The sequence below is a fragment of the Methylobacterium sp. UNC378MF genome (assembly GCF_900103195.1).
Lineage (GTDB): Bacteria > Pseudomonadota > Alphaproteobacteria > Rhizobiales > Beijerinckiaceae > Methylobacterium.
This window is the reverse complement of sequence record NZ_FMWU01000004.1, coordinates 37,517-57,052: the sequence shown is the minus strand read 5'-3', so window position 1 is coordinate 57,052 and position 19,536 is coordinate 37,517. Positions and strand designations below refer to the sequence as shown.

The window sequence follows — 19,536 nt, the reverse complement described above, 5'->3', positions numbered from 1 at the left end:
CCTCAGTCTGCCACGCGCTCCAGATGCGTCAGAAGGCAGCCGGGCCGGGCCGTGTGGATGTTGACGAAGCGCGTGCGCGGATCGCCAAGCGCCCGCTGAAGTGGATCCTCGACACCGCGGCCGGAACAGACCTGTCCGAGATCGTAGAGACATTGGTCGTCGGTATCGTAGGCGCGGATCGATACCAGCGGATTGGCACGAACGATCGGAGCGACCACGTCCACCGTTTCACTGCGCGGGCAGTCCGTCTCGTGCAGGAAGATCGGACTCGGGGTCCAGTAGATGCCGAGCGGCTGCGGCAGATCGTACGATCCCAGCAGCATCATCTCCCCGGGCTCCGCGAGCTGCAGACAATGTCTGCAGGGAAACTGGCCGCCTGCCGTCGCCGCGATACGCCGGATGCCGTTGCCGCGATCATCCGTGCCGGTTCGACGGAAGCGATCGGCGGTCTCCGTCGCGATCGGAACGCATCGAAATCTGGTCATCCGGGCACCTCCTGGACGAGCCCTAAGGCGTGCACCGGAACGCCGCATCCCGCTTCTTGCTGTGCAATCCGAACAGCCGCCAGCCGCGCCGCGCGGCCGGCGGCGTTCACGTCGGGGCCGGATCGCCGGGCTCGAGCGCGTGGCAATAGACCTCGACCGCGCCCTTGCCCTTGAGCGTCACCGCACCGATTGGCCGGACGTCTCGCTGATCCGGCAGGCGCTGGAACGCCTCGCGCGACAGGTGCAGCGCACAGCCGTCGCCGAGGCCCGCGAGCCGTGCGGCGACGTTCACGGTATCGCCCCACAGGTCGAAGGTGAACTTGGTCCGGCCCACGATCCCGCCGACGACCGGCCCGATATGGATACCGCCGCGGATCCGCCAGCCCGGCGCGCCATCGGCCGCGATCGCAACCATGTCGGCCGCGCAACGGATCGCGGCGGAGACCGGATCGGCGTGGGGCCGCAGCAGGTTGGCCGTGGCCATGAAAGCGTCGCCGATCGTCTTGATGTTCTCAAGGCCCCGCGCCTGCGCGACGACCTCGAAGGCCTCCGCCAGGCGCTGGATCTCCGCGACGACGACGTCCGGGCCCTGGTCGTGGCACCACGTGGTGAAACCGACGAGATCGATGAACAGCACGGCGACGTCGCCGAACAGGCGCGGTTTGACCTGACCGGTCTCCATCAGCTCCGTCACCGCCGAGACCGGCAGGATGGCGTGCAGGAGTTCGTCGGCGCGCTTGCGCTCGCGCTCGATGGTGCGCAGATGCGCAACTTCGCGGTCATGCGCCCGCTTCCGCTCGAGGCAGGACCGAACGCGGGCCTCCAGGATTACCGGTTCGAAGGGCTTGGGCAGGTAGTCGAAGGCGCCGAGTTCGATGCACCGGACGATGCTGCCGATCTCCATCAGCGCGGAGATCATCACGACCGGCGTATGGCGCCAGACCTCGTGGGCTTTCATCCGCTCGAGCACGGCGTAGCCGTCCAGAGCCGGCATCATCACGTCGAGGAGGACGAGGTCGAACGACTCCTCGCCCAGCCGATCGAGGGCGGCCCGCCCGTTGGCCGCTCGCACGCTCGTGTGGCCGAGGAGTTCCAGCTCCTGTTCCAGCAGATCGAGGTTGAACGGCTCATCGTCGACGATCAGGATGCGGGCTGGCTCCACGGGTCCTCCCCTTCCTGGCGCGAGGCGAGCGCACGCTCAACCGAGCCAGTGCTGCAGCTTGGCGAAGAGCAGATCCTCGTCGACGGGCTTGGTCATGAAGTCGTCGCAGCCGGCTGCCCGTGCGCGATCCTCGTCGCCGGTCATCGCGTTGGCGGTGATCGCCATGACGGGAATAGCGGCGGTGGGCGGGTTGGCCTTGATGCGGCGCGTCGCCTCCCAGCCGTCAAGGAGCGGCAGCGACAGGTCCATCAGGATGAGATCGGGCCGATGCGCAACTGCCATCTCCACGCCGGCGGCGCCGTCGACCGCGATCAGGATCTCGTACTCGTCTTCGAGCAACTGCGTGAGGAGGTCGCGATTAAGCGCGACATCCTCGACGATGAGGATCCGCTTCATGGCCTGATCCCGGACCGTGCGGACTGCCGCGTGCGGTTCCTGCGCGACATCATCGGCCACCGTCGGCCGTCTCGCGTTCCAGGACCGGCAGCACGCGGCGGACCTCGCGGACCAGGGCGGCCCGGTCGAGCCCGCTCTTGTCGATCAAGCCGAGCACGCGGTCCCGCAGCATGCCGCGCTCCGCCGAATCCAGGGACGCGGCGGTCAGGACCACCACGGGAATGTCCCGGGCGGAGGGATCCGCCTGAAGGGCGTCCAGGAAGGCGAGGCCGTCCATCCGCGGCATGAGCAGATCGAGCAGGATGACGCTCGGGCGGGCCTGCGCGATGCGCTCCAGGCCGGCGGCCCCGTCTGCCACCCAATCGACGGTGCAATGCTCTGAGTCCAGCAGCTGGCGGACGAGGTCGGGCACGTTGGGGTCGTCGTCGATCACGAGGACGCGCTCATTGTCGGGCGCGATCCGCGCGAGCGCACCGATCAGGGCTTCCCGCTCGAAGGGCTTCACGATGTAGTCGGTCGCCCCGAGCCGGAAGCCGAGTTCCTTCTGGTCGACGATCGAGATCAGCACGACCGGGATGTCGCGGGTCTGCGGATCGGTCTTGAGCGCGTGCAGCACCTGCCAGCCGTCGGTGCCGGGCATCATGATGTCGAGGGTGATCGCCCGCGGCTGAAGCTCCCGCGCCTTGACGAGTCCGTCCTGTCCGCTCGCCGCGCCGATGACGGTGTAGCCGGCATCGGCGAGGTTCTCCTGCAGCAAGTAGACGACGTTGGGATCGTCGTCGATCGCGAGCACGACTTTGGCGCCCGAGCGCGGTGAGGTGACGGCTGAAGGCGCCGGCTTCGGGATCGCCGGGACCTCCGAAGCGCCGGCGATCCGCGGCGGGATCGTGAGGGTGAAGGTCGAGCCCTCCCCCTCCCGACTCTCGACCCCGATCCGGCCGCCGAGCAGGCGGGCGAGCCGGTGGCTGATCGCCAGGCCGAGCCCGGTACCGCTGTGGGACCGGGTCGCGCTGTTGTCGACTTGATGAAACTCCTCGAAGATCGCGCTCAAGGCATCCGCCGGAATGCCGATGCCGGTGTCCGTCACGGCAAATTCGACCGCCTCGCCGACAGATCTGACGCGCAGCGTGACCGATCCGGCTTCAGTGAACTTGATGGCATTGCTGAGCAGGTTGATCAGGATCTGCCGAAGCTTCTCCTCGTCCGTGCGGAGCACGGCCGGCGGATCGCGGAGGTCCCGGACGAGGCGCACCCCCTCGTTCTTGACCAAGGGTTCAACGGTCCGAAGGCACAGGTCGAGAACCGGCTCCAGGGCGAAGTCGGACGGCTTCACCTCCATGCGCCCGGCTTCGACCTTGGCGAGATCGAGGATGCTGTTGATCAGCGAGAGCAGGTGCTCGGAACTCGCCAGGATCTTCTCGAGATTCTCGAACTGCTTGAGCGGCAGGACGTCCTTGGCCCGCCGCATCACCAGCCGGGTGAAGCCGATGATCGCGTTGAGCGGCGTCCGCAACTCGTGGCTCATGTTGGCGAGGAAGCTGCTCTTCGCGCGACTCGCATCCTCGGCGGCTTCCTTGGCCTGACGCAGGCTCTCCTCGGCCTGCTTGCGCTCGATCACGCGGCCGAGCTGGGCACCGATGTTGGTCATCACCCGGAGCAGCGAGGCGTCCGGCGGAGGCGCCTCGCGGGCGAAGAATTCCAGCACTGCCACGACCTCGCGCCCGACCGTCACGGGGAAGCCGAAGCCCGCCCGGATCCCGTCCTGCGCCGCCGCTGGGGCGCGCGGGTCCGCAGCGAGCGACGGGTCGCCGAGGCTCCATTCCGGCGCGCCCGAGAGGAGCACGCGGCCGGCGAGGCCTGCGCCCGCGCCGAGCTGGGTTGCGGCCGTCGCGGTCTGGAAACGGGCGTAATCCGCGGCTGCGTCGCAGTGCCAGATGCCGGTCGGAAGAAGCGTGCGCGTCCCGTCCTGGGCCAGCAGATGGGCGTGGCCAAGGGGCCAGCCGGCATGCTGCGCGACGCGTTCGATGCAGAAGCGCAGAGCGTCCTCCACCGTCGGCGCCTCGTTGGCGGCCGCGGCTGCCGCCTGAAGCAGCTCGACGAAGGCCGTTTGGGTCTGCAGCGCCAGCTCGGCTTCCTTGCGCTCGGTGATGTCACTCCACGACTCGACCACTTCGACGGGCTGCCCGTTCGAGTCGCGCAGCAGGCGCTGTTCGTCCCGGACCCAGCGATAGCGGCCGTTCGCGTGCAGGAAGCGGTACTCGATGACGTTGTGCCCCTGCGCGAGCAGCTGCGGAAACTCGGCCAGGACCCGCTCCCGGTCTTCGGGATGGAGCCGCTCCAGCCAGAATTCCGGCCCAGCCAGATAATCGCTCGGCTCGTAGCCGAGGAGATCGCGCACATTCTCGCTGATGAAGGTCGGCGCATTCCGGCCACCGACCTCGAAACTGCAGATCATCGACGGGGACGCGGTCAGCAGGTAGGTCAGCCGGCCCTGCGTCGCCTTGAGCACCTGCTCGGCGCGCTTGATCTCGGTCACGTCTGTGTAGACCGCAACAACGCCGCCGTCGTTGGTCTTGCGCTCGTTGACTTGGACCCAGCGCCCGTCGACGCGCTGCTGGAGAAGCGGCCCACGCGGCGCGCGATAATGGGCAAGCCGCTCCGCAAGCCACGCCTCCACCGTCATCCCTGCCGCGCGGACGATGCAGGTTTCAACGACGGCTCGGGCGATGGCTTCGAAGGTCACTCCCGGAGCGATGATCGCGGCCAAGCCCGGATGGAAATCGTGAAAGTGCCGGTTGCAGAGAACGAGTCGCTCGTCCGGATCGAACAGCGCGAATCCCTCCGAGCTGCTTTCAATGGCCTCGATGAGCTTCTGCTTGGCGACCCCGCTCTCATCCAGCAGACTGGCACTTCGTATGTCAGCGCGGTCGCCGGTGTTACGGGGCTCGAAGGGTGATGCGGCCGGCGTGTGGGACATACCTCGGACCACTCCGACAGCAGTGCTTCGATGACCTGGCGGCCTGCCATGCGAGTCGCACATGCGCGATGTCCGAAGCAACGCAATACATTATTGGGCACCGTTACATGGTCCAATTTCTGGATCAAGCTGTACGGGAATTGCCGTCCCATCACCGTCGAGGATTTGTCGGCGCAGGGCTCCGCCACGACAAATCCTCGTCGTTCCGCCTCGAACGCATCGGTGCCATGCCGCGATGAGACGTGGCGCCGCGCACGGAAAGTGTATCCTCCGTGAAAACGGAGGAAATGATGGCTTACAAAATCACTTTTCGTCGGGGAAAGCGCGAGAGCTTCACCAAGCTCTGGCCGTGTGACCTGGAAGCTGCGACGGCCTACGCCCTGGCGCAGCTGCCCATCCAGAAGCGCGAGAACGGCGCGACATCGGTGAGCGTTATCTGTGAGCGGACCGGTGAGGTCGTGTTCAGCTCGACCGAGCAGCCCGAGCCCGCGAGCGCGTAGGGGGCAACACCCGGCCCGCACCGCGACCGGGAGCGAAACCCGGCGTTCGGTTCGATGCGGGAACCCGGGTGATGCCGGTGGCGGGCTGGAATGGAGGAGGCCGCATCATGCCGTCAGATCCGACCCAATCGGCCGGCCCGCCTCCGGCGGACGCGGACGACCTCGCGTTCGGCACATACAGCTCGCCGCCCTGCTTCCTGCACGAACTCGGTCCGAGCTATCTCGGTCTGACTGACCCGCCCGTTGCGGAGCCACAGGCGAAGGCGGCGGGCGGCGCCGGTCAGGCTCCTGATGACGTCTCTATGCCGGATGGCCCTCGGGCGTCTTCGCTCCTCAAGGGCGACGCGGAAGACATTGCGCCATCGGGCATCAGCCCGGATGGAGCCTCCGCATGCAGATCACCCGACGTACCCTCGCCGCATGCAGGGCCGATCGCGCCCTCGCGTTGATGGTCGCCGCGCGCGGCGCACGGTCGGCCTTGTCACTGGCACTGCACGTTGCGAACACCTTCGAACCCGCGCTGGTCCCATGAGCGCCGGCGCGTCCGAGGGCGATCCGAAGAGCGCCGTGCACGCCCGACCCGCAGGTCGCGATCCCGCGCCGGCATTGATCCCAGGCGGATCCGCGCCTTTCGTGGCGGATCGAACCCGTCGCCGGCCCCTGCAAGATCTTCGGCCTCTTCTACGGCGACGTCCGCGGCCGGGAAGCGGGCGTCATCCGGCTGGATCCCGCCCTGTGGCGTGCGCTCTGCCCGGCTGACGGCGCCTGAAGCCTGCGCCGGTCTGCGGGCGAGCTTCCGGGGACACCCGCGATCCTAACGCGGGCCTTATAAGTTCCGGTGTGGTCCTCGCTCGAACCCTAACGCGGTTTCCGGCGACAGTCATGGCCGGCGAAGTCCGGTCGCGGAGCCTCTGCGGCCGGCCCGCCGAACCGGACCCGACCACCATGCTCGACATCGTCTTCATCGCCGGGGGGCTCGCGTTCTTCGCGCTCGCCACCGGCTACACCGCCCTCTGCGAACGCCTCTGAAGGAGGCCGCCATGACCCTCGACCTTGCCCTCGGCGCCCTCGTGACGGCCGGGCTCCTCGTCTACATCGCCTACGCCCTCGTCCGCCCCGAGCGGTTCTGAGCGGCCTGCAGGACTTCCCCCATGAATCTCAACGGCTGGATACAGATCGCGCTCTATTGCGCGGTCGTGCTGGCGCTCGTGAAGCCGCTCGGTCTGTACATGACCCGCGTCTTCAACGGCGAGCACAACCTACTCTCGCCCGTGCTCGCGCCCATCGAGCGCGGGCTCTATCGCGTGTCGGGCATCGATGCCCGGCAGGAGCAGACCTGGCTCGGCTACGCCAGCGCGATGATCCTGTTCAACGTGGCGGGCTTCGTGCTGCTCTACGCGATCCTGCGCATGCAGGCGGTGCTGCCGCTGAACCCGGCCGAGCAGGCCGCGGTGGCGCCGGACCTCGCGTTCAACACGTCGACCAGCTTCGTCACCAACACGAACTGGCAGTCCTACGGCGGCGAGACCACGCTCTCGTACCTGTCGCAGATGCTGGGGCTGACGCATCAGAACTTCGTGTCAGCGGCCTCAGGCATGGCGGTAGCGGTCGCGCTGATCCGCGGCTTCGCCCGCGCCTCGACGAAAACCCTGGGCTCGTTCTGGGTCGATATGACCCGCGCCACCCTCTACGTGCTGCTGCCGATCTGCGTGATCTTCACCTTGTTCCTGGTCTCCCAGGGCATGCCGCAGACCCTCGGCGCCTACGTCGACGCGACAACCCTGGAAGGCGCCCACCAGACCATCGCTGTCGGCCCCGTGGCGAGCCAGGTGGCGATCAAGATGCTCGGCACCAACGGCGGCGGCTTCTTCAACGCCAACGCCGCGCACCCGTTCGAGAACCCGACCGCCCTCTCGAACTTCCTCCAGATGGTCTCGATCTTCGTGATCGGCGCCGCCCTCACCAACGTCTTCGGCCGCATGGTCGGCGACGAGCGCCAGGGCTGGGCGATCCTCGGCGCCATGGGGATCCTGTTCCTCGCGGGCGTCCTCGTCACCTACTGGGCCGAGGCCCACGGCAGCCCGGTGCTCAACAGCTTCGGGCTGACCGGCGGCAACATGGAGGGCAAGGAGACCCGCTTCGGCATTGCCGCCTCCGCGCTGTTCGCGGTGATCACCACCGCGGCGTCCTGCGGCGCGGTCAACGCCATGCACGACTCGTTCACGGCGCTCGGCGGCCTGATCCCGCTCATCAACATGCAGCTCGGCGAGATCATCATCGGCGGGGTCGGTGCCGGCCTCTACGGCATGTTGGTCTTCGTGATCGTGGCGATCTTCGTGGCGGGCCTGATGGTCGGCCGCACCCCCGAGTACCTCGGCAAGAAGATCGAGGCGAAGGAAGTGAAGATGGCCATGCTCGGCATCCTCTGCTTGCCGCTGATGATGCTGGGGTTCACCGCGCTGGCGACGGTGGTGCCGGCGGGCCTCGCCGGCCCGGCCAATGCCGGCCCGCACGGCTTCTCGGAGATCCTCTACGCCTACACGTCGGCGGCGGCCAACAACGGCTCGGCCTTCGGCGGGCTGACGGCCAACACGCTGTTCTACAACACGACGTTGGCCATCGGCATGCTGGTGGGGCGCTTCTTCGTGAAGATCCCGGTGCTCGCCATCGCGGGCTCGCTCGCCGCGAAGAAGAAGTTGCCCGCGTCGGCCGGCACCTTCCCGACCCATGGCGGCCTGTTCGTCGGGCTCTTGGTCGGCGTGGTGCTGATCATCGGCGGCCTGACGTTCTTCCCCTCGCTCGCCCTCGGCCCCGTGGTCGAGCACCTCGCGGGCGCGGCCGGCCAGACCTTCGCGACGGGAGGCTGAGATGCCGCGCGCCCTCCCCGCCCGGCGCGTCGCGCGCCACCACCTCGTGCTCCACCGGCAGCCGCAGCGACGGGACCGCCCCGGCGGCGCGCCGCCGCTCAGGACCTCCGACCTCGTGCTGGCCCTTCTGGGCGTGGTGCTGCTGGCGGGCTTCGCCCTGACGGCTGCCTGCGCACTGACCCTCGGCACGGCCGCCCCCTGAACTCTCGGCCCGGCCCATCGTGGCGGGCCTCCTTGCCCCTCACCGGACACACAATCCATGTCCCGCAAGAATTCATCCCTGTTCAGCGCCGCCCTGGTCGGGCCGGCCCTCCTCGGCTCGGTCAGGAAGCTCGACCCGCGCGCCATGATCCGCAACCCGGTCATGTTCGTGGTCGAGGTCGTGGCCGCACTCACCACCGTCCTCTTCCTCCGTGACCTCGTAACAGGCGCGAGCGGCCTGTTTTTCTCGGGCCAGATCATCCTCTGGCTTTGGTTCACCCTGATCTTCGCCAACTTCGCCGAGGCGCTCGCCGAGGGCCGCGGCAAGGCCCAGGCCGACAGCCTGCGGCGCACCCGAACCGAGATGACGGCCAAGCGCCTCACGGGACAGGGCCGCACCTACGAGACGGTGCCCGGCGCCAGCCTGAAGGTCGGCGACGTCGTCCTCGTCGAGGCCGGCGACCTGATCCCCTCCGACGGCGAGGTAATCGAGGGCGTGGCCTCGGTGAACGAGGCCGCCATCACGGGCGAGTCCGCTCCGGTGATTCGCGAATCCGGCGGCGACCGCTCGGCGGTGACCGGCGGCACGCAGGTCCTCTCCGATCAGATCAAGGTCCGCATCACGGCGGCCGCCGGCTCGACCTTCGTCGACCGCATGATCGCGCTCGTCGAGGGCGCATCCCGGCAGAAGACGCCGAACGAGATCGCCCTGAACATCCTGCTGGCCGGGCTGACCCTCGTGTTCGTCTTCGCGGTGGCCTCGATCCCGAGCTTCGCCAGCTACGCGGGTGGAGCGATCCCCGTGATCGTCCTCGTCGCCCTGTTCGTGACGCTGATCCCCACGACGATCGGCGCGCTGCTCTCGGCGATCGGCATCGCCGGCATGGACCGGCTGGTCCGCTTCAACGTGCTCGCCATGTCGGGCCGCGCCGTCGAGGCGGCGGGCGACGTCGACACTCTGCTCCTCGACAAGACCGGCACGATCACGCTCGGCAATCGCCAAGCGACCGAGTTCCGCCCCGTCCGCGGCGTCTCCGAACAGGAATTGGCGGATGCCGCCCAACTCGCCTCGCTCGCCGACGAGACACCCGAGGGCCGCTCCATCGTCGTACTGGCCAAGGAGAAGTACGGCATCCGCGCCCGGGACATGGGCGGGCTGAACGCCACCTTCGTGCCGTTCACCGCGCAGTCGCGGATGTCGGGCGTCGATCTGGATGGGTCGTCCATCCGCAAGGGCGCTGTCGACGCCGTCATCGCCTCCGTCTCCGGACAGCCCTTGGCTACCCGCGGCTCCAGCGCCGTTCTGGCCTACCAACCGGCCGCGGACACCGAGGTCGTGGGTGAGATCCGCGCCATCGCGGAGGAGATCGCCAAGGCCGGCGGCACCCCGCTCGCGGTCGCCCGCGACGGGCGGCTGCTCGGGATCGTCGACCTGAAGGATATCGTGAAGGGCGGCATCCGCGAGCGCTTCGCCGAGCTACGCCAGATGGGCATCCGCACGGTGATGATCACCGGTGATAACCCGATGACCGCGGCCGCCATCGCGGCGGAGGCCGGGGTCGACGACTTCCTCGCCCAGGCGACCCCGGAGGACAAGCTGGCGCTCATCCGCAAGGAGCAGGCGCACGGCAAGCTGGTCGCCATGTGCGGCGACGGCACCAACGACGCCCCCGCCCTCGCCCAGGCCGATGTCGGGGTCGCGATGAACACCGGCACCGTGGCGGCCCGCGAGGCCGGCAACATGGTCGATCTCGACAGCGACCCGACAAAGCTCATTGAGATCGTCGGCATCGGCAAGCAGCTGTTGATGACCCGCGGCGCGCTGACGACCTTCTCGATCGCCAACGACGTGGCCAAGTACTTCGCCATCATCCCGGCGATGTTCCTGGGCCTCTACCCGCAGCTCCAAGCGCTCAACATCATGGGCCTTGCCTCGCCGCAGAGCGCGATCCTGTCGGCGATCATCTTCAACGCGCTGATCATCGTGGCGCTGATCCCGCTCGCCCTGCGTGGCGTCACCTACCGGGCCGTCGGCGCGGCCGCGCTCCTGCGCCGCAACCTCCTGATCTACGGCCTCGGCGGCGTCATCGTGCCGTTCGTCGGCATCAAGGCCATCGACCTCGCCGTCAGCGCCCTCCGCCTCGTCTGAACCGGTCCCTCGGAGATCTGCCATGCTCAAACAGCTTCGCCCCGCCCTGGTTCTGCTCACCGCCCTGACGGTGATCACAGGCCTCGCCTATCCCCTCGCGATGACAGGCCTTGCCGGCGCGATCTTCCCCGCCAAGGCCGCCGGCAGCCTGATCGAGCGCGACGGCACAGTCATCGGCTCCAGCCTGATCGGTCAGAACTTCACCGGTGCCGGCTACTTCCACGGTCGTCCTTCGGCGACGACGGCGCCGGACCCCGCCGACGCGTCGAAGACGGTGTCGGCGCCCTACAACGCGGCCAACTCCTCCGGCTCGAACCTCGGCCCGACCAGCGCGGCTTTGGCCGAGCGGGTGAAGGCCGACGTCGAGGCGCTGAAGGCCGAGAATCCAGGCGCGACGGTGCCGGTCGATCTCGTGACGACCAGCGGCTCCGGCCTCGATCCGGACATCTCGCCCGAGGCCGCCTACTTCCAGGTTCCCCGCGTGGCCAAGGCCCGCAACATCCCGCAGGACAAGCTGCGCGACCTCGTGACCGCCCGCATCGAGGGCCGCACCCTCGGCATTCTGGGTGAGCCGCGCGTCAACGTCCTGGCGCTGAACCTCGCCGTGGACGATCTTTCCGGCCGCTAAGGCGCGCCCGACATCGTTTCGGGACGACATCCCGTCAGGCCGGATCGATGTCGATTGGCCTGACGGACATGACGCGTGTGGTTCGACAGCGTGGGCGGACCTCGACGCGGCGCGCTGCGAATTCCGCATCGTCTTTGCGAGCGGAGCGAAGCAATCCAGCCGCGCCACGCTCACCGGCGTCCTGCTGCCCTGGGTTGCTTCGCTCCGCTCGCAATGACGCGACGATCCCGCGATGTCCGCGGTGTTTTGCTAAGATGGCGATCATGCCCGAGACCGGCCGCGACCCGCCCCGCCCCTCACCCGACGCCCTGCTCGAAGCGGTGCGCCGGGAGGAGCGGACGCGCGGCCGGCTCAAGGTCTTCCTCGGCGCCGCCCCCGGCGTCGGCAAGACCTATGAGATGCTGACCGTCGGCCGGGCTCGGCTGAAGGCGGGGACCGACGTCGTGGTCGGTGTCGTCGAGACGCACGGCCGGGCCGAGACCGAGGCCCTGCTCGATGGGTTCGAGACGATCCCCCGCCGGTCGGTGCCGTATCACGGCACTGTCCTTCAGGAGATGGACCTCGATGCCCTGCTCGCCCGCCGGCCGGCCCTCGCGCTGGTCGACGAACTCGCCCACACCAACGCCCCGGGCTCGCGCCACCCGAAGCGCTACCAAGACGTCGAGGAATTGCTCGACGCCGGCATCGATGTCCTGACGACGCTCAACATCCAGCACGTCGAGAGCCTCAACGACGTGGTCGCCTCGATCACCCGCATCCGGGTGCGCGAGACGGTGCCGGACGGTGTCCTCGACCGAGCCGACGACATCGAGGTGGTGGACCTCAACCCCGACGACCTGATCCAGCGCCTGAAGGACGGCAAGGTCTACGTCCCGACCAACGCCGAGCGCGCGCTCAGGCACTACTTCTCCCGCGGCAACCTGACGGCGCTCCGCGAACTGGCGCTCCGGCGCACCGCCGACCGGGTCGACGACGAACTGCTCGGCCATATGCGGGCCAACGCCATCGCCGGCCCCTGGGCGGCGGGCGAGCGCGTGCTGGTCTGCGTCAGCGAGGACGCGCGCTCGGCCGGCCTCGTGCGCTACGCCAAGCGGCTGGCCGACCGTCTGCACGCCCCCTGGACGGCGCTCTCCATCGAGGGCGCGCGGGCGGCGGCGCTGAGCGAGGCGGAGCGCGACCGGGTCGCCGAGGCGCTGCGGCTCGCCGACCGGCTCGGCGGCGACGCCGTCACACTGCCCGGCGGGCGCCGGATCGCCGACGACGTGCTCGACTACGCGCGTTCGGCCAACGTGAACCACATCGTCGTCGGCAAGGCGAACCGCTCGTGGCTGTTCGAGCTGATCAACGGCTCGGTGGTGCATGACCTCGTGCGGCGCAGCGGCGCCATCAGCGTGCACGTCGTCCCCGGCGAGGCCGTCCCCGACGAGACGCAGCCGCGCCGTGCCGTGGCGGTGACCGCGCCGCGGGCGGGGCCCGACGCGCGGCCCTACGCGATCGCGCTGGCGGCGATCGCCGCAGGGCTCGGCGCGGCCATCGTCGCGGAGCCCTACGCGGGCGTCGAGAACGCCGACCTGTTCCTGCTGACCGCCGTCGTAGCCGTGGCGGTGCGCTGGGGGCTCGGGCCGGCGCTCGCCTCGGTCGTGGTGGCCTCGCTCGCCTACAACTTCTTCTTCCTGCCGCCGGTCTACACGCTCACCATCGCCGACCCGACCAACGTCGCGGCCTTCCTGCTCTTCACCCTGGTGGCCGTCCTGGTCTCGAACCTCGCCTCGCGCGCGCGCCGCGTGGCGGTGGTCAGCCAGGGCCGGGCGCGGGCCACAGAGCGGCTGTTCGGCTTCTCGCGGAAGCTCGCCGCCTGCGGCACCCTCGACGACGTGCTCTGGGCCACCTGCGCCCAGGTTGCCGCGATGCTGAACGTGCGCGTCGTCCTCCTGCTGCCCGACGGCCAGGCCGTGACGGTCCGGGCCGGCTACCCACCCGAGGACATGCTCGACGCGGCCGACCTGGCGGCCGCGCAGTGGGCCTTCGTCAACGACCGGCCCGCGGGCCGCGGGGCCGACACGCTGCCCGGCGCCAAGCGCCTGTTCCTGCCGATGCGGACCGGGCGCGGCACGATCGGAATAATCGGCCTCGATTCCGGCGGTACCGGACCGATCCTGTCGCCGGAGGGCCGGCGCCTGCTCGACGCCCTGGCCGACATGGGTGCGCTCGCCATCGAGCGGGTGCGGCTCGTGGAGGATCTCGACCGGGCCGAGCGCGCCGCCGAGACCGACCGGCTCCGGCAAGCGCTGCTCACCTCGATCAGCCACGATCTGCGCACGCCGCTTGCCTCGGTTCTGGGCGCGGCCAGCACGCTGCGCGACCTCGAGTCGGCGCTGCCCGCGGACGCCAAGGCGGAATTGCTCGCGACGATCATCGAGGAATCGGAGCGGCTCAACCGCTTCATCGCCAACCTCCTCGACATGACCCGGCTGGAGGCCGGCGCGGTGGCGCCGAACCTCTCCGCGCACGACGTGGCCGAGACCGTCGACACCGCCCTGCGCCGCACCCAGACAATCCTGTCCGGCCACCGCGTCGCCGTGGAGCTCGAGGCAGACCTGCCCGCGCTCGCCCTCGACCCGGTCCTGTTCGAGCAGGTTCTGGTCAACCTCCTCGACAACGCCGCCAAATACGCGCCCGAGGGCTCGACCGTGACGCTGCGGGCGCGCCGCGCCGAAGACCGGGTCCGGATTGCGGTGCTCGACGAGGGGGACGGTCTGCCCGAGGCGGATGTCGAGCGGGTCTTCGACAAATTCTACCGCGTCCGGAAGGGCGATCAGGTCAGGGCCGGCACCGGGCTGGGTCTTGCCATCTCCCGGGGCTTCGTCGAGGCGATGGGCGGCACGGTCACGGCCGAGAATCGCCGGGAGCGGAGCGGCGCCTGCTTCACCATCAGCCTTCCGGTTCCCGCGCAGAACGCGCCCAGGGACATCGCAGCATGAGCCGCAAGCTCCTGATCGTCGACGACGAGCCCCGACCCGCAAGTTGCTGCGGATGGGACCTGCTACGCTAGGCGGAGCGGTGTTGGAGGCGCTCGGTGCCCGGACTGCCCTGGCTCTGCTCGGCTGCCGATCCTGCCTGCTCTCGTCCGCGCACGGCGCCTACGCCATGCCGAGACGACCGCGGTGTTGCACGCCGCGCGGGACGCGGCGGCACACTACGCGGCGGCGACGGACCGGTCGCGGCAACGCGCGGTCGTCAATGCGCCCCTCCCGTTTCAATGAACTTGAACAGGAAGATCGCCGCGATCACCCAGACGATCGGCTTCACCTCCCGGGCGCGGCCCGCGAGCAGCTTCAGCGCCGCGTAGGTGATGAAGCCACAGGAAACGCCGGTGGCGATCGAGTAGGTGAAAGGCATTAGCAGGGCCGTCACGCAGGCCGGCACGACCTCCGTGAGATCGTCCCAGTCGAGTTCCACCAGTTCGCGCAGCATCAGGCAGGCAACGTAGAACAGCGCCGGCGCCGTCGCGTAGGCGGGGACCGCGCCGGCCAGGGGGGCGAAGAACAGGCAGGCGAGGAACAGCACCGCCACGGTCGCGGCCGTGAGGCCTGTGCGCCCCCCCTCCTCGACGCCGGAGGCGCTCTCCAGATAGGCCGTTGTGCTGGATGTGCCGAGGAGCGAGCCCGCGAAGACCGCGACGGAATCGGCCATCAGCGCCCGGTCGAGGCGGCGCACCTGGCCATCGGTCAGGAGGCCGGCCCGGCTCGCCACGCCCATCAGCGTGCCCGTCGCATCGAACAGCTCGACGAGGAACAGGACGAGGATCACGTTGAGCAGGCCCGCCGACAGGGCGCCTCCGATGTCGAGGGCGAACAGCGTCGGTTCAATGGAGGGCGGGAGGGAGACGATACCCTGGAAGGTGTTGCCGGCGAAGACGAAGCTCAGCGCCGTAACCGTCAGGATGCTGGAGAGCAAAGCTGCCCGGACCTTCCGGGCGGAGAGGACGGCCACCATCAGGAAGCCGAGCACCGCCAGGATCGTCTCGGGCTTGTGCAGGTCGCCGAGGGTGACGAAGGTCGCCGGGCTCGCCGCGACGAGGCCGGCATTCTTGAGCGCGATGATCGCCAGGAACAGACCGATCCCGACCGTGATGGCGATGCGCATGGAGCGCGGGATCCCGTCCACGATGAGCGCGCGCAGGCCGGTCAGCGTGACGATCAGGAAGCACACGCCGGAGATAAACACCGCGCCGAGGGCGGCCTGCCAGCTGAAGCCGAGTTGTTGGACCACCACGTAGGTGAAGTAGGCGTTGAGCCCCATCCCGGGCGCGAGGGCGATCGGGTAATTGGTGTAGAGCGCCATGATCAGCGAGCCGAGCGCCGCCACGAGGCAGGTCGCCACGAACACCGCGCCCCGTGGCATGCCGGCATCCCCGAGGATGCTCGGATTGATAAAGACGATGTAGGCCATCGTCAGGAAGGTCGTCAGCCCCGCCAGGACCTCCGTGCGCACGCTGGTGCCGTGCTCGGCGAGGCGGAAGGTCCGCTCGAGGAAGCCGGGATTGGCCGCCGGCGTCGCGTCCCGCGGGCGGTCCATCACGAGAGCCCGGTCCGGCCGGCCGCCACGGCTTGATAGATCCTGTCCGGCGCGAAGGGCGTGGCGGTCAGCCGCGCCCCGGTCGCGTCGCGGATCGCGTTGCCGAGCGCCGCCGCCACTGGGTTGAAGGGCGACTCGCTCATCGACTTGGCTCCGAGGGGACCCACGCTGTCGTGGGTGTCGGCGAACAGGACCTCGGTATCGGGCACGTCGGCGCAGGCGGGGATGTGGTAGTCGCGGAACGTCTGCGCGACGAGGCTCCCGTCCGCGGCGACCTGGATATCCTCGTAGAGCGCCGCGCCGATCGCCTGCGCGACGCCGCCCTCGACCTGGCCCCGGCACTGCATCGGGTTGACCACCCGGCCGGCATCGGCGGCATGGACGCTCTTCAGGATACGCACCGACCCGCTCACCGGCTCGACCGCCACCCGGAAAGCGTGGACGTTGAACGCCACCGAGCGCGGACTGCCGTCGGCCCGGCCGGACGCGTCGAGCGGGCCGATCGCCGCGAGCGCCACCGGCCCGGCCGGCGTCTCGACGACATCCCCCGCTAAGCGGCAGGAATCCGGGGCGGCGTTCGCGATCTCCGCCGCCCGCGCGCAGATCCGGACCGCGAGCGCCTCGGCGCCGCGGAGCGTCGCCAGGCCCGCCACGACGGTCCCCGTGCTGCCATAGGCGCCGGTATCGTGGCCGACGCCATCCGTGTCCGCACCCGCGATGCGGACACGCTCCGGCGCGGCGTTCAGCGCCGCAGCTGCGATCTGCCGGTGCACCGTGCTGGTGCCGTTGCCGAACTCGGCCGTTCCCACCCGGACGGTGTAAAGTCCGCCGGGGTCCAGGCTGACCCGCGCGTCGGCGTGGTGGCCGCGGGGCGGGATCGTGTCGATCATCGCCATCGCCATGCCGGTCCCGGCGCGCCAGCCGGGCTCTGGCTCCGGACCGGGATCGGCCCGCAGCGCCTCCTCCACCAGGGTCAGGCACTGGTCGAGACCGTAGCTGCCGAACACGACGTCGTGCGGCTCCAGGCTGTTCGACACCATCGCGTCGCCCGGCTTGACGGCGTTGTGCCGCCGCAGGGCGAAGGGGTCGAGGCCGAGTTCGCGGGCGACTTCGTCCAGAGCGGATTCGAGGGCGAAGATCGTCTGGCTCAGCCCGTAGCCTCGGAAGGCTCCTGCCGGCAGCGTATGGGTGTAGACGGCGCGGCCGTCGACCCGCTTGTTCGGGCAGACATAGGCGGCCAGGACCTCGTGGCATGCGTGATGGATCACGCCGCCGGCGTGGTTGCCGTAGGCGCCGGTATCGGACAGGACATCGAGGCTGAGCGCCGTCAGCGTGCCGTCCCGGCGGGCGCCGACCTTCACGTCCACCCGCATCGGATGGCGCGTCGTGGTTCCGACGAACTGCTCCCTGCGGGTCAGCTCCCAGCGCACAGGCCGCCCGGTGTGCAGGACCGCCAGGGCGACGAGATCCTCGGTCAGCATCTCCTGCTTGCCGCCGAAGCCGCCCCCGACCCGGGCGCAGACCACGCGGACCGCATCCTTCTCCAGGCCGAACAGGTCGGCCAGCGCGTCCCGGGTCAGGAACGGTACCTGTGTGCTGGTGCGCAGCGTCAGGCGGCCGTCCTCGGCGCGCCAGCCGATACAGCCATGGGTCTCCATGGCGGCATGCTGGACGCGCTGCGACCGGAACGTCCCGGCATAGACGAAATCGGCTGCAGCCAAACCCGCCTCAACGTCACCGACCGCGCCGTGCACCTCGCCGGCGAGGTTGGGGTGGCGTTCGAGCGGCGGCGCATCCTCGCCCGGGCAATCGCCTGGATCGTGGACCCGGGGCGCGTCGGGGTCGAGGGCCCGATCCGGATCGAGGAGCGCCGGGCGGACCTCGTAGGTCACCCGCAGGGCGCGGCATCCGGCCTCCGCGGCCGCCTCTGTCTCGGCGACCACGGCGGCGACCCGCTGGCCGACGAAGCGCAGGATCGGGTCGAGCACCCGCGTGTCGGACGCGTCGTCCCGCGGATCTTCGTGGCGGGCGGTGGAGAACCGGCGGGGCGGCGAATCCGCATGGGTCAGCACGGTCACGACGCCGGGGACGGCGCGAGCGGCCGCGGCGTCGATCGCCACGATTCGCGCATGGGCGTGGGGCGAGCGCAGGACCTTCAGATGGAGCGTGTCGCCTATCGGCGCGTCCAGGGTGAAGGGGACGCGCCCGGACACCACCAGCGGCGCGGACGGTGCCGCGAGGTTGCGGCCTATGGAATCACCGCAGCCGCCGCTCTCCACCGACGGCGTGCTGCCCGCGATGGCCTCGCGCACGGCACGGTAGCCGGTGCAGCGGCAGAGATTGCCCTTGAGGGCGATGCCGAGATCCTGCTTCTGACCCTGATCAAGGCAGGCGGCCGTCATGATCATGCCCGGCGTGCAGAATCCGCACTGGAAGCCCTGCGCCGCCAGGAAGGCCTGCTGCATCGGATGGAATGCGGTGGGCCCCGAATCGTCGAGATGGCAGGGACCCGCAAGGCCCTCGATCGTCGTCACGCTCCGTCCCTCGGCGCGGAACGCCGGAACCAGGCAGCTATGCACCGGCTCGCCGTCGAGATGGACCGTGCAGGCGCCGCAATCGCCGGCGTCGCAGCCCTTCTTGACACCGAACCAGCCCGCCTCGCGCAGATAGGTCCGCAGGCACTGCCCGGCCCGTGGCGTGCCCGCATGCGCGGCACCGTTGATGGTGATGGTGATGGTCATGGCGCCCCTCCCGGCGACGCCGCCTCGAGCGCCCCGCGGATCTCCTCGGCGAAATGCCCGGTCATGTGACGGCGCCAGTCGGGCCGGCCATGGACATCGTCATGGTAGAGGGCTTGCGGGATCGCGTCGTCGAGGGTCTGGGCCAGATCGGCTGCGCTCGGCAAGCCGTCGAAAGTGAGGCGGAGCGGACGCTTGACTGAGGCCGTGACGGTCAGCGCGAAGGCACCGTCGGCGGCCCGCGTGCCGATGAGCAACGCACCGGAGCGGCCGTTCGGGCTGAGGCTGATGCGGCGGAACGCCGTGCGGCGCACGAGTGCCGCGGCCGGCATCGACAGGCTGCGGAGAACCTCTCCCGGATTCAGCGCATTGTGCTGCGGACCGAGGACGAAATCGACGATCGGGACGTGGCGCTCGGTCCCGTCCGCGGACCAGATCGTGCAGGTCGCGTCGAGGGCGGCGGCGAGGGCGATCATCGGGCCGGCCGGGAGAGCGAGGCAGACATTGCCGCCGATGGTGGCGACGTTCCAGATCTTGAAGGAGCCGAGAAGCGCCCGGCAGCATTGCCCGACCAGCGGCGCCGCGATCCAGTCCGGCGGCAGTTCGAGCCGGTCGAGCTGCGCGATGGTGCAGGTCGCAGCCAAGGTCAGGCCGTTCGCGTCGATCGCGTGCGGGGGCCAGCCGAGGGCCGCGAGGTCGACGAGGCGCCGCATCCCGACCTGCGGCTCGGAGAACAGCCATGTTCCTCCGCCGAGGCAGGCATCGCCTTCGGTCCAGGCGGGAAGCTCGGTCCGGCTGCGCGGCCGCAGAACGGTCTCGATGGTGTTGAGGTCCATGCCCCCTCGCCGGTCCGCA

At 69.6% G+C, this 19,536-nt stretch carries 15 protein-coding genes; 8 read left to right on the top strand and 7 right to left on the bottom strand.

All coding sequences use genetic code 11. The features are described from left to right. Positions 1-2: 2 nt before the first annotated feature. The 4 genes from BLT59_RS05375 to BLT59_RS05360 form a co-directional block, all read right to left on the bottom strand. Complete coding sequence (locus BLT59_RS05375; RefSeq protein ID WP_091777274.1) at positions 3-485, bottom strand: DUF1203 domain-containing protein; 483 nt, start codon at positions 483-485, stop codon at positions 3-5. 106 nt (positions 486-591) lie between these two features. Then, on the bottom strand, positions 592-1,647 hold the full coding sequence (locus BLT59_RS05370) for an adenylate/guanylate cyclase domain-containing protein (protein WP_091777272.1): 1,056 nt from the start codon (positions 1,645-1,647) through the stop codon (positions 592-594). 36 nt (positions 1,648-1,683) lie between these two features. Further along, positions 1,684-2,043, bottom strand: coding sequence for a response regulator (locus BLT59_RS05365; RefSeq protein ID WP_091777618.1), 360 nt, complete (start codon positions 2,041-2,043; stop codon positions 1,684-1,686). A gap of 49 nt (positions 2,044-2,092) precedes the next feature. After that, entirely contained in the window at positions 2,093-5,020 is a 2,928-nt protein-coding gene (locus tag BLT59_RS05360; RefSeq protein WP_091777271.1) for a response regulator, read from the bottom strand. A gap of 287 nt (positions 5,021-5,307) precedes the next feature. On the opposite strand from BLT59_RS05360, the gene BLT59_RS05355 reads away from it, so the two are divergent. The 8 genes from BLT59_RS05355 to BLT59_RS05325 all read left to right on the top strand — a co-directional run bounded on the left by BLT59_RS05355 (position 5,308) and on the right by BLT59_RS05325 (position 14,346). Continuing rightward, the gene (locus BLT59_RS05355) at positions 5,308-5,520 is read left to right on the top strand and encodes a hypothetical protein (protein ID WP_244513856.1); all 213 of its coding nucleotides are present in this window, start codon (positions 5,308-5,310) and stop codon (positions 5,518-5,520) included. Between the two features lie 882 nt (positions 5,521-6,402). Next, on the top strand, positions 6,403-6,549 hold the full coding sequence (locus BLT59_RS31160; protein WP_175543933.1) for a hypothetical protein: 147 nt from the start codon (positions 6,403-6,405) through the stop codon (positions 6,547-6,549). Positions 6,550-6,560: 11 nt separating this feature from the next. Further along, positions 6,561-6,650: a K(+)-transporting ATPase subunit F gene (locus BLT59_RS05350; RefSeq protein ID WP_091777269.1), complete on the top strand. Its 90-nt coding sequence runs from the start codon at positions 6,561-6,563 to the stop codon at positions 6,648-6,650. A 21-nt stretch (positions 6,651-6,671) separates the two neighbouring features. After that, positions 6,672-8,387, top strand: coding sequence for a potassium-transporting ATPase subunit KdpA (gene kdpA / locus BLT59_RS05345; RefSeq protein ID WP_091777267.1), 1,716 nt, complete (start codon positions 6,672-6,674; stop codon positions 8,385-8,387). A 1-nt stretch (position 8,388) separates the two neighbouring features. Next, positions 8,389-8,589 (top strand): hypothetical protein, encoded by a 201-nt coding sequence (locus BLT59_RS05340; protein ID WP_091777265.1) that lies wholly within the window; start codon positions 8,389-8,391, stop codon positions 8,587-8,589. Positions 8,590-8,646: 57 nt separating this feature from the next. Next, positions 8,647-10,737, top strand: a complete 2,091-nt coding sequence (gene kdpB / locus BLT59_RS05335; protein ID WP_091777263.1) for a potassium-transporting ATPase subunit KdpB — start codon at positions 8,647-8,649, stop codon at positions 10,735-10,737. Positions 10,738-10,759: 22 nt separating this feature from the next. Beyond that, positions 10,760-11,365, top strand: coding sequence for a K(+)-transporting ATPase subunit C (locus BLT59_RS05330; RefSeq protein WP_091777261.1), 606 nt, complete (start codon positions 10,760-10,762; stop codon positions 11,363-11,365). 263 nt (positions 11,366-11,628) lie between these two features. After that, on the top strand, positions 11,629-14,346 hold the full coding sequence (locus BLT59_RS05325; RefSeq protein WP_091777614.1) for a sensor histidine kinase: 2,718 nt from the start codon (positions 11,629-11,631) through the stop codon (positions 14,344-14,346). 256 nt (positions 14,347-14,602) lie between these two features. Here BLT59_RS05325 and BLT59_RS05320 read toward each other — a convergent pair whose 3' ends face one another. From BLT59_RS05320 to BLT59_RS05310, 3 genes are read right to left on the bottom strand one after another with little or no spacing between them, the layout of a single operon-like run. Beyond that, positions 14,603-15,943 (bottom strand): NCS2 family permease, encoded by a 1,341-nt coding sequence (locus BLT59_RS05320; protein WP_091777260.1) that lies wholly within the window; start codon positions 15,941-15,943, stop codon positions 14,603-14,605. Continuing rightward, positions 15,943-18,678 (bottom strand): molybdopterin-dependent oxidoreductase, encoded by a 2,736-nt coding sequence (locus tag BLT59_RS05315; RefSeq protein WP_091777612.1) that lies wholly within the window; start codon positions 18,676-18,678, stop codon positions 15,943-15,945. The genes BLT59_RS05320 and BLT59_RS05315 overlap by 1 nt, the downstream gene beginning before the upstream one ends. Before the next feature lie 2 nt (positions 18,679-18,680). Further along, positions 18,681-19,517 carry an FAD binding domain-containing protein gene (locus BLT59_RS05310; protein WP_091777258.1) on the bottom strand — a complete coding sequence of 279 codons (837 nt, stop codon included), beginning with the start codon at positions 19,515-19,517 and terminating at the stop codon, positions 18,681-18,683. Between the last annotated feature and the right edge of the window lie 19 nt (positions 19,518-19,536).

What these genes read in the sequence shown, in the direction of transcription:
- BLT59_RS05375 (WP_091777274.1), bottom strand. Translation starts at nt 485, where the DNA reads ATGACCAGATTTCGATGCGTTCCGATCGCGACGGAGACCGCCGATCGC.
- BLT59_RS05365 (WP_091777618.1), bottom strand. Translation starts at nt 2,043, where the DNA reads ATGAAGCGGATCCTCATCGTCGAGGATGTCGCGCTTAATCGCGACCTC.
- BLT59_RS05360 (WP_091777271.1), bottom strand. Translation starts at nt 5,020, where the DNA reads ATGTCCCACACGCCGGCCGCATCACCCTTCGAGCCCCGTAACACCGGC.
- BLT59_RS05355 (WP_244513856.1), top strand. Translation starts at nt 5,308, where the DNA reads ATGATGGCTTACAAAATCACTTTTCGTCGGGGAAAGCGCGAGAGCTTC.
- BLT59_RS31160 (WP_175543933.1), top strand. Translation starts at nt 6,403, where the DNA reads ATGGCCGGCGAAGTCCGGTCGCGGAGCCTCTGCGGCCGGCCCGCCGAA.
- BLT59_RS05350 (WP_091777269.1), top strand. Translation starts at nt 6,561, where the DNA reads ATGACCCTCGACCTTGCCCTCGGCGCCCTCGTGACGGCCGGGCTCCTC.
- kdpA (WP_091777267.1), top strand. Translation starts at nt 6,672, where the DNA reads ATGAATCTCAACGGCTGGATACAGATCGCGCTCTATTGCGCGGTCGTG.
- BLT59_RS05340 (WP_091777265.1), top strand. Translation starts at nt 8,389, where the DNA reads ATGCCGCGCGCCCTCCCCGCCCGGCGCGTCGCGCGCCACCACCTCGTG.
- kdpB (WP_091777263.1), top strand. Translation starts at nt 8,647, where the DNA reads ATGTCCCGCAAGAATTCATCCCTGTTCAGCGCCGCCCTGGTCGGGCCG.
- BLT59_RS05330 (WP_091777261.1), top strand. Translation starts at nt 10,760, where the DNA reads ATGCTCAAACAGCTTCGCCCCGCCCTGGTTCTGCTCACCGCCCTGACG.
- BLT59_RS05325 (WP_091777614.1), top strand. Translation starts at nt 11,629, where the DNA reads ATGCCCGAGACCGGCCGCGACCCGCCCCGCCCCTCACCCGACGCCCTG.
- BLT59_RS05320 (WP_091777260.1), bottom strand. Translation starts at nt 15,943, where the DNA reads ATGGACCGCCCGCGGGACGCGACGCCGGCGGCCAATCCCGGCTTCCTC.
- BLT59_RS05310 (WP_091777258.1), bottom strand. Translation starts at nt 19,517, where the DNA reads ATGGACCTCAACACCATCGAGACCGTTCTGCGGCCGCGCAGCCGGACC.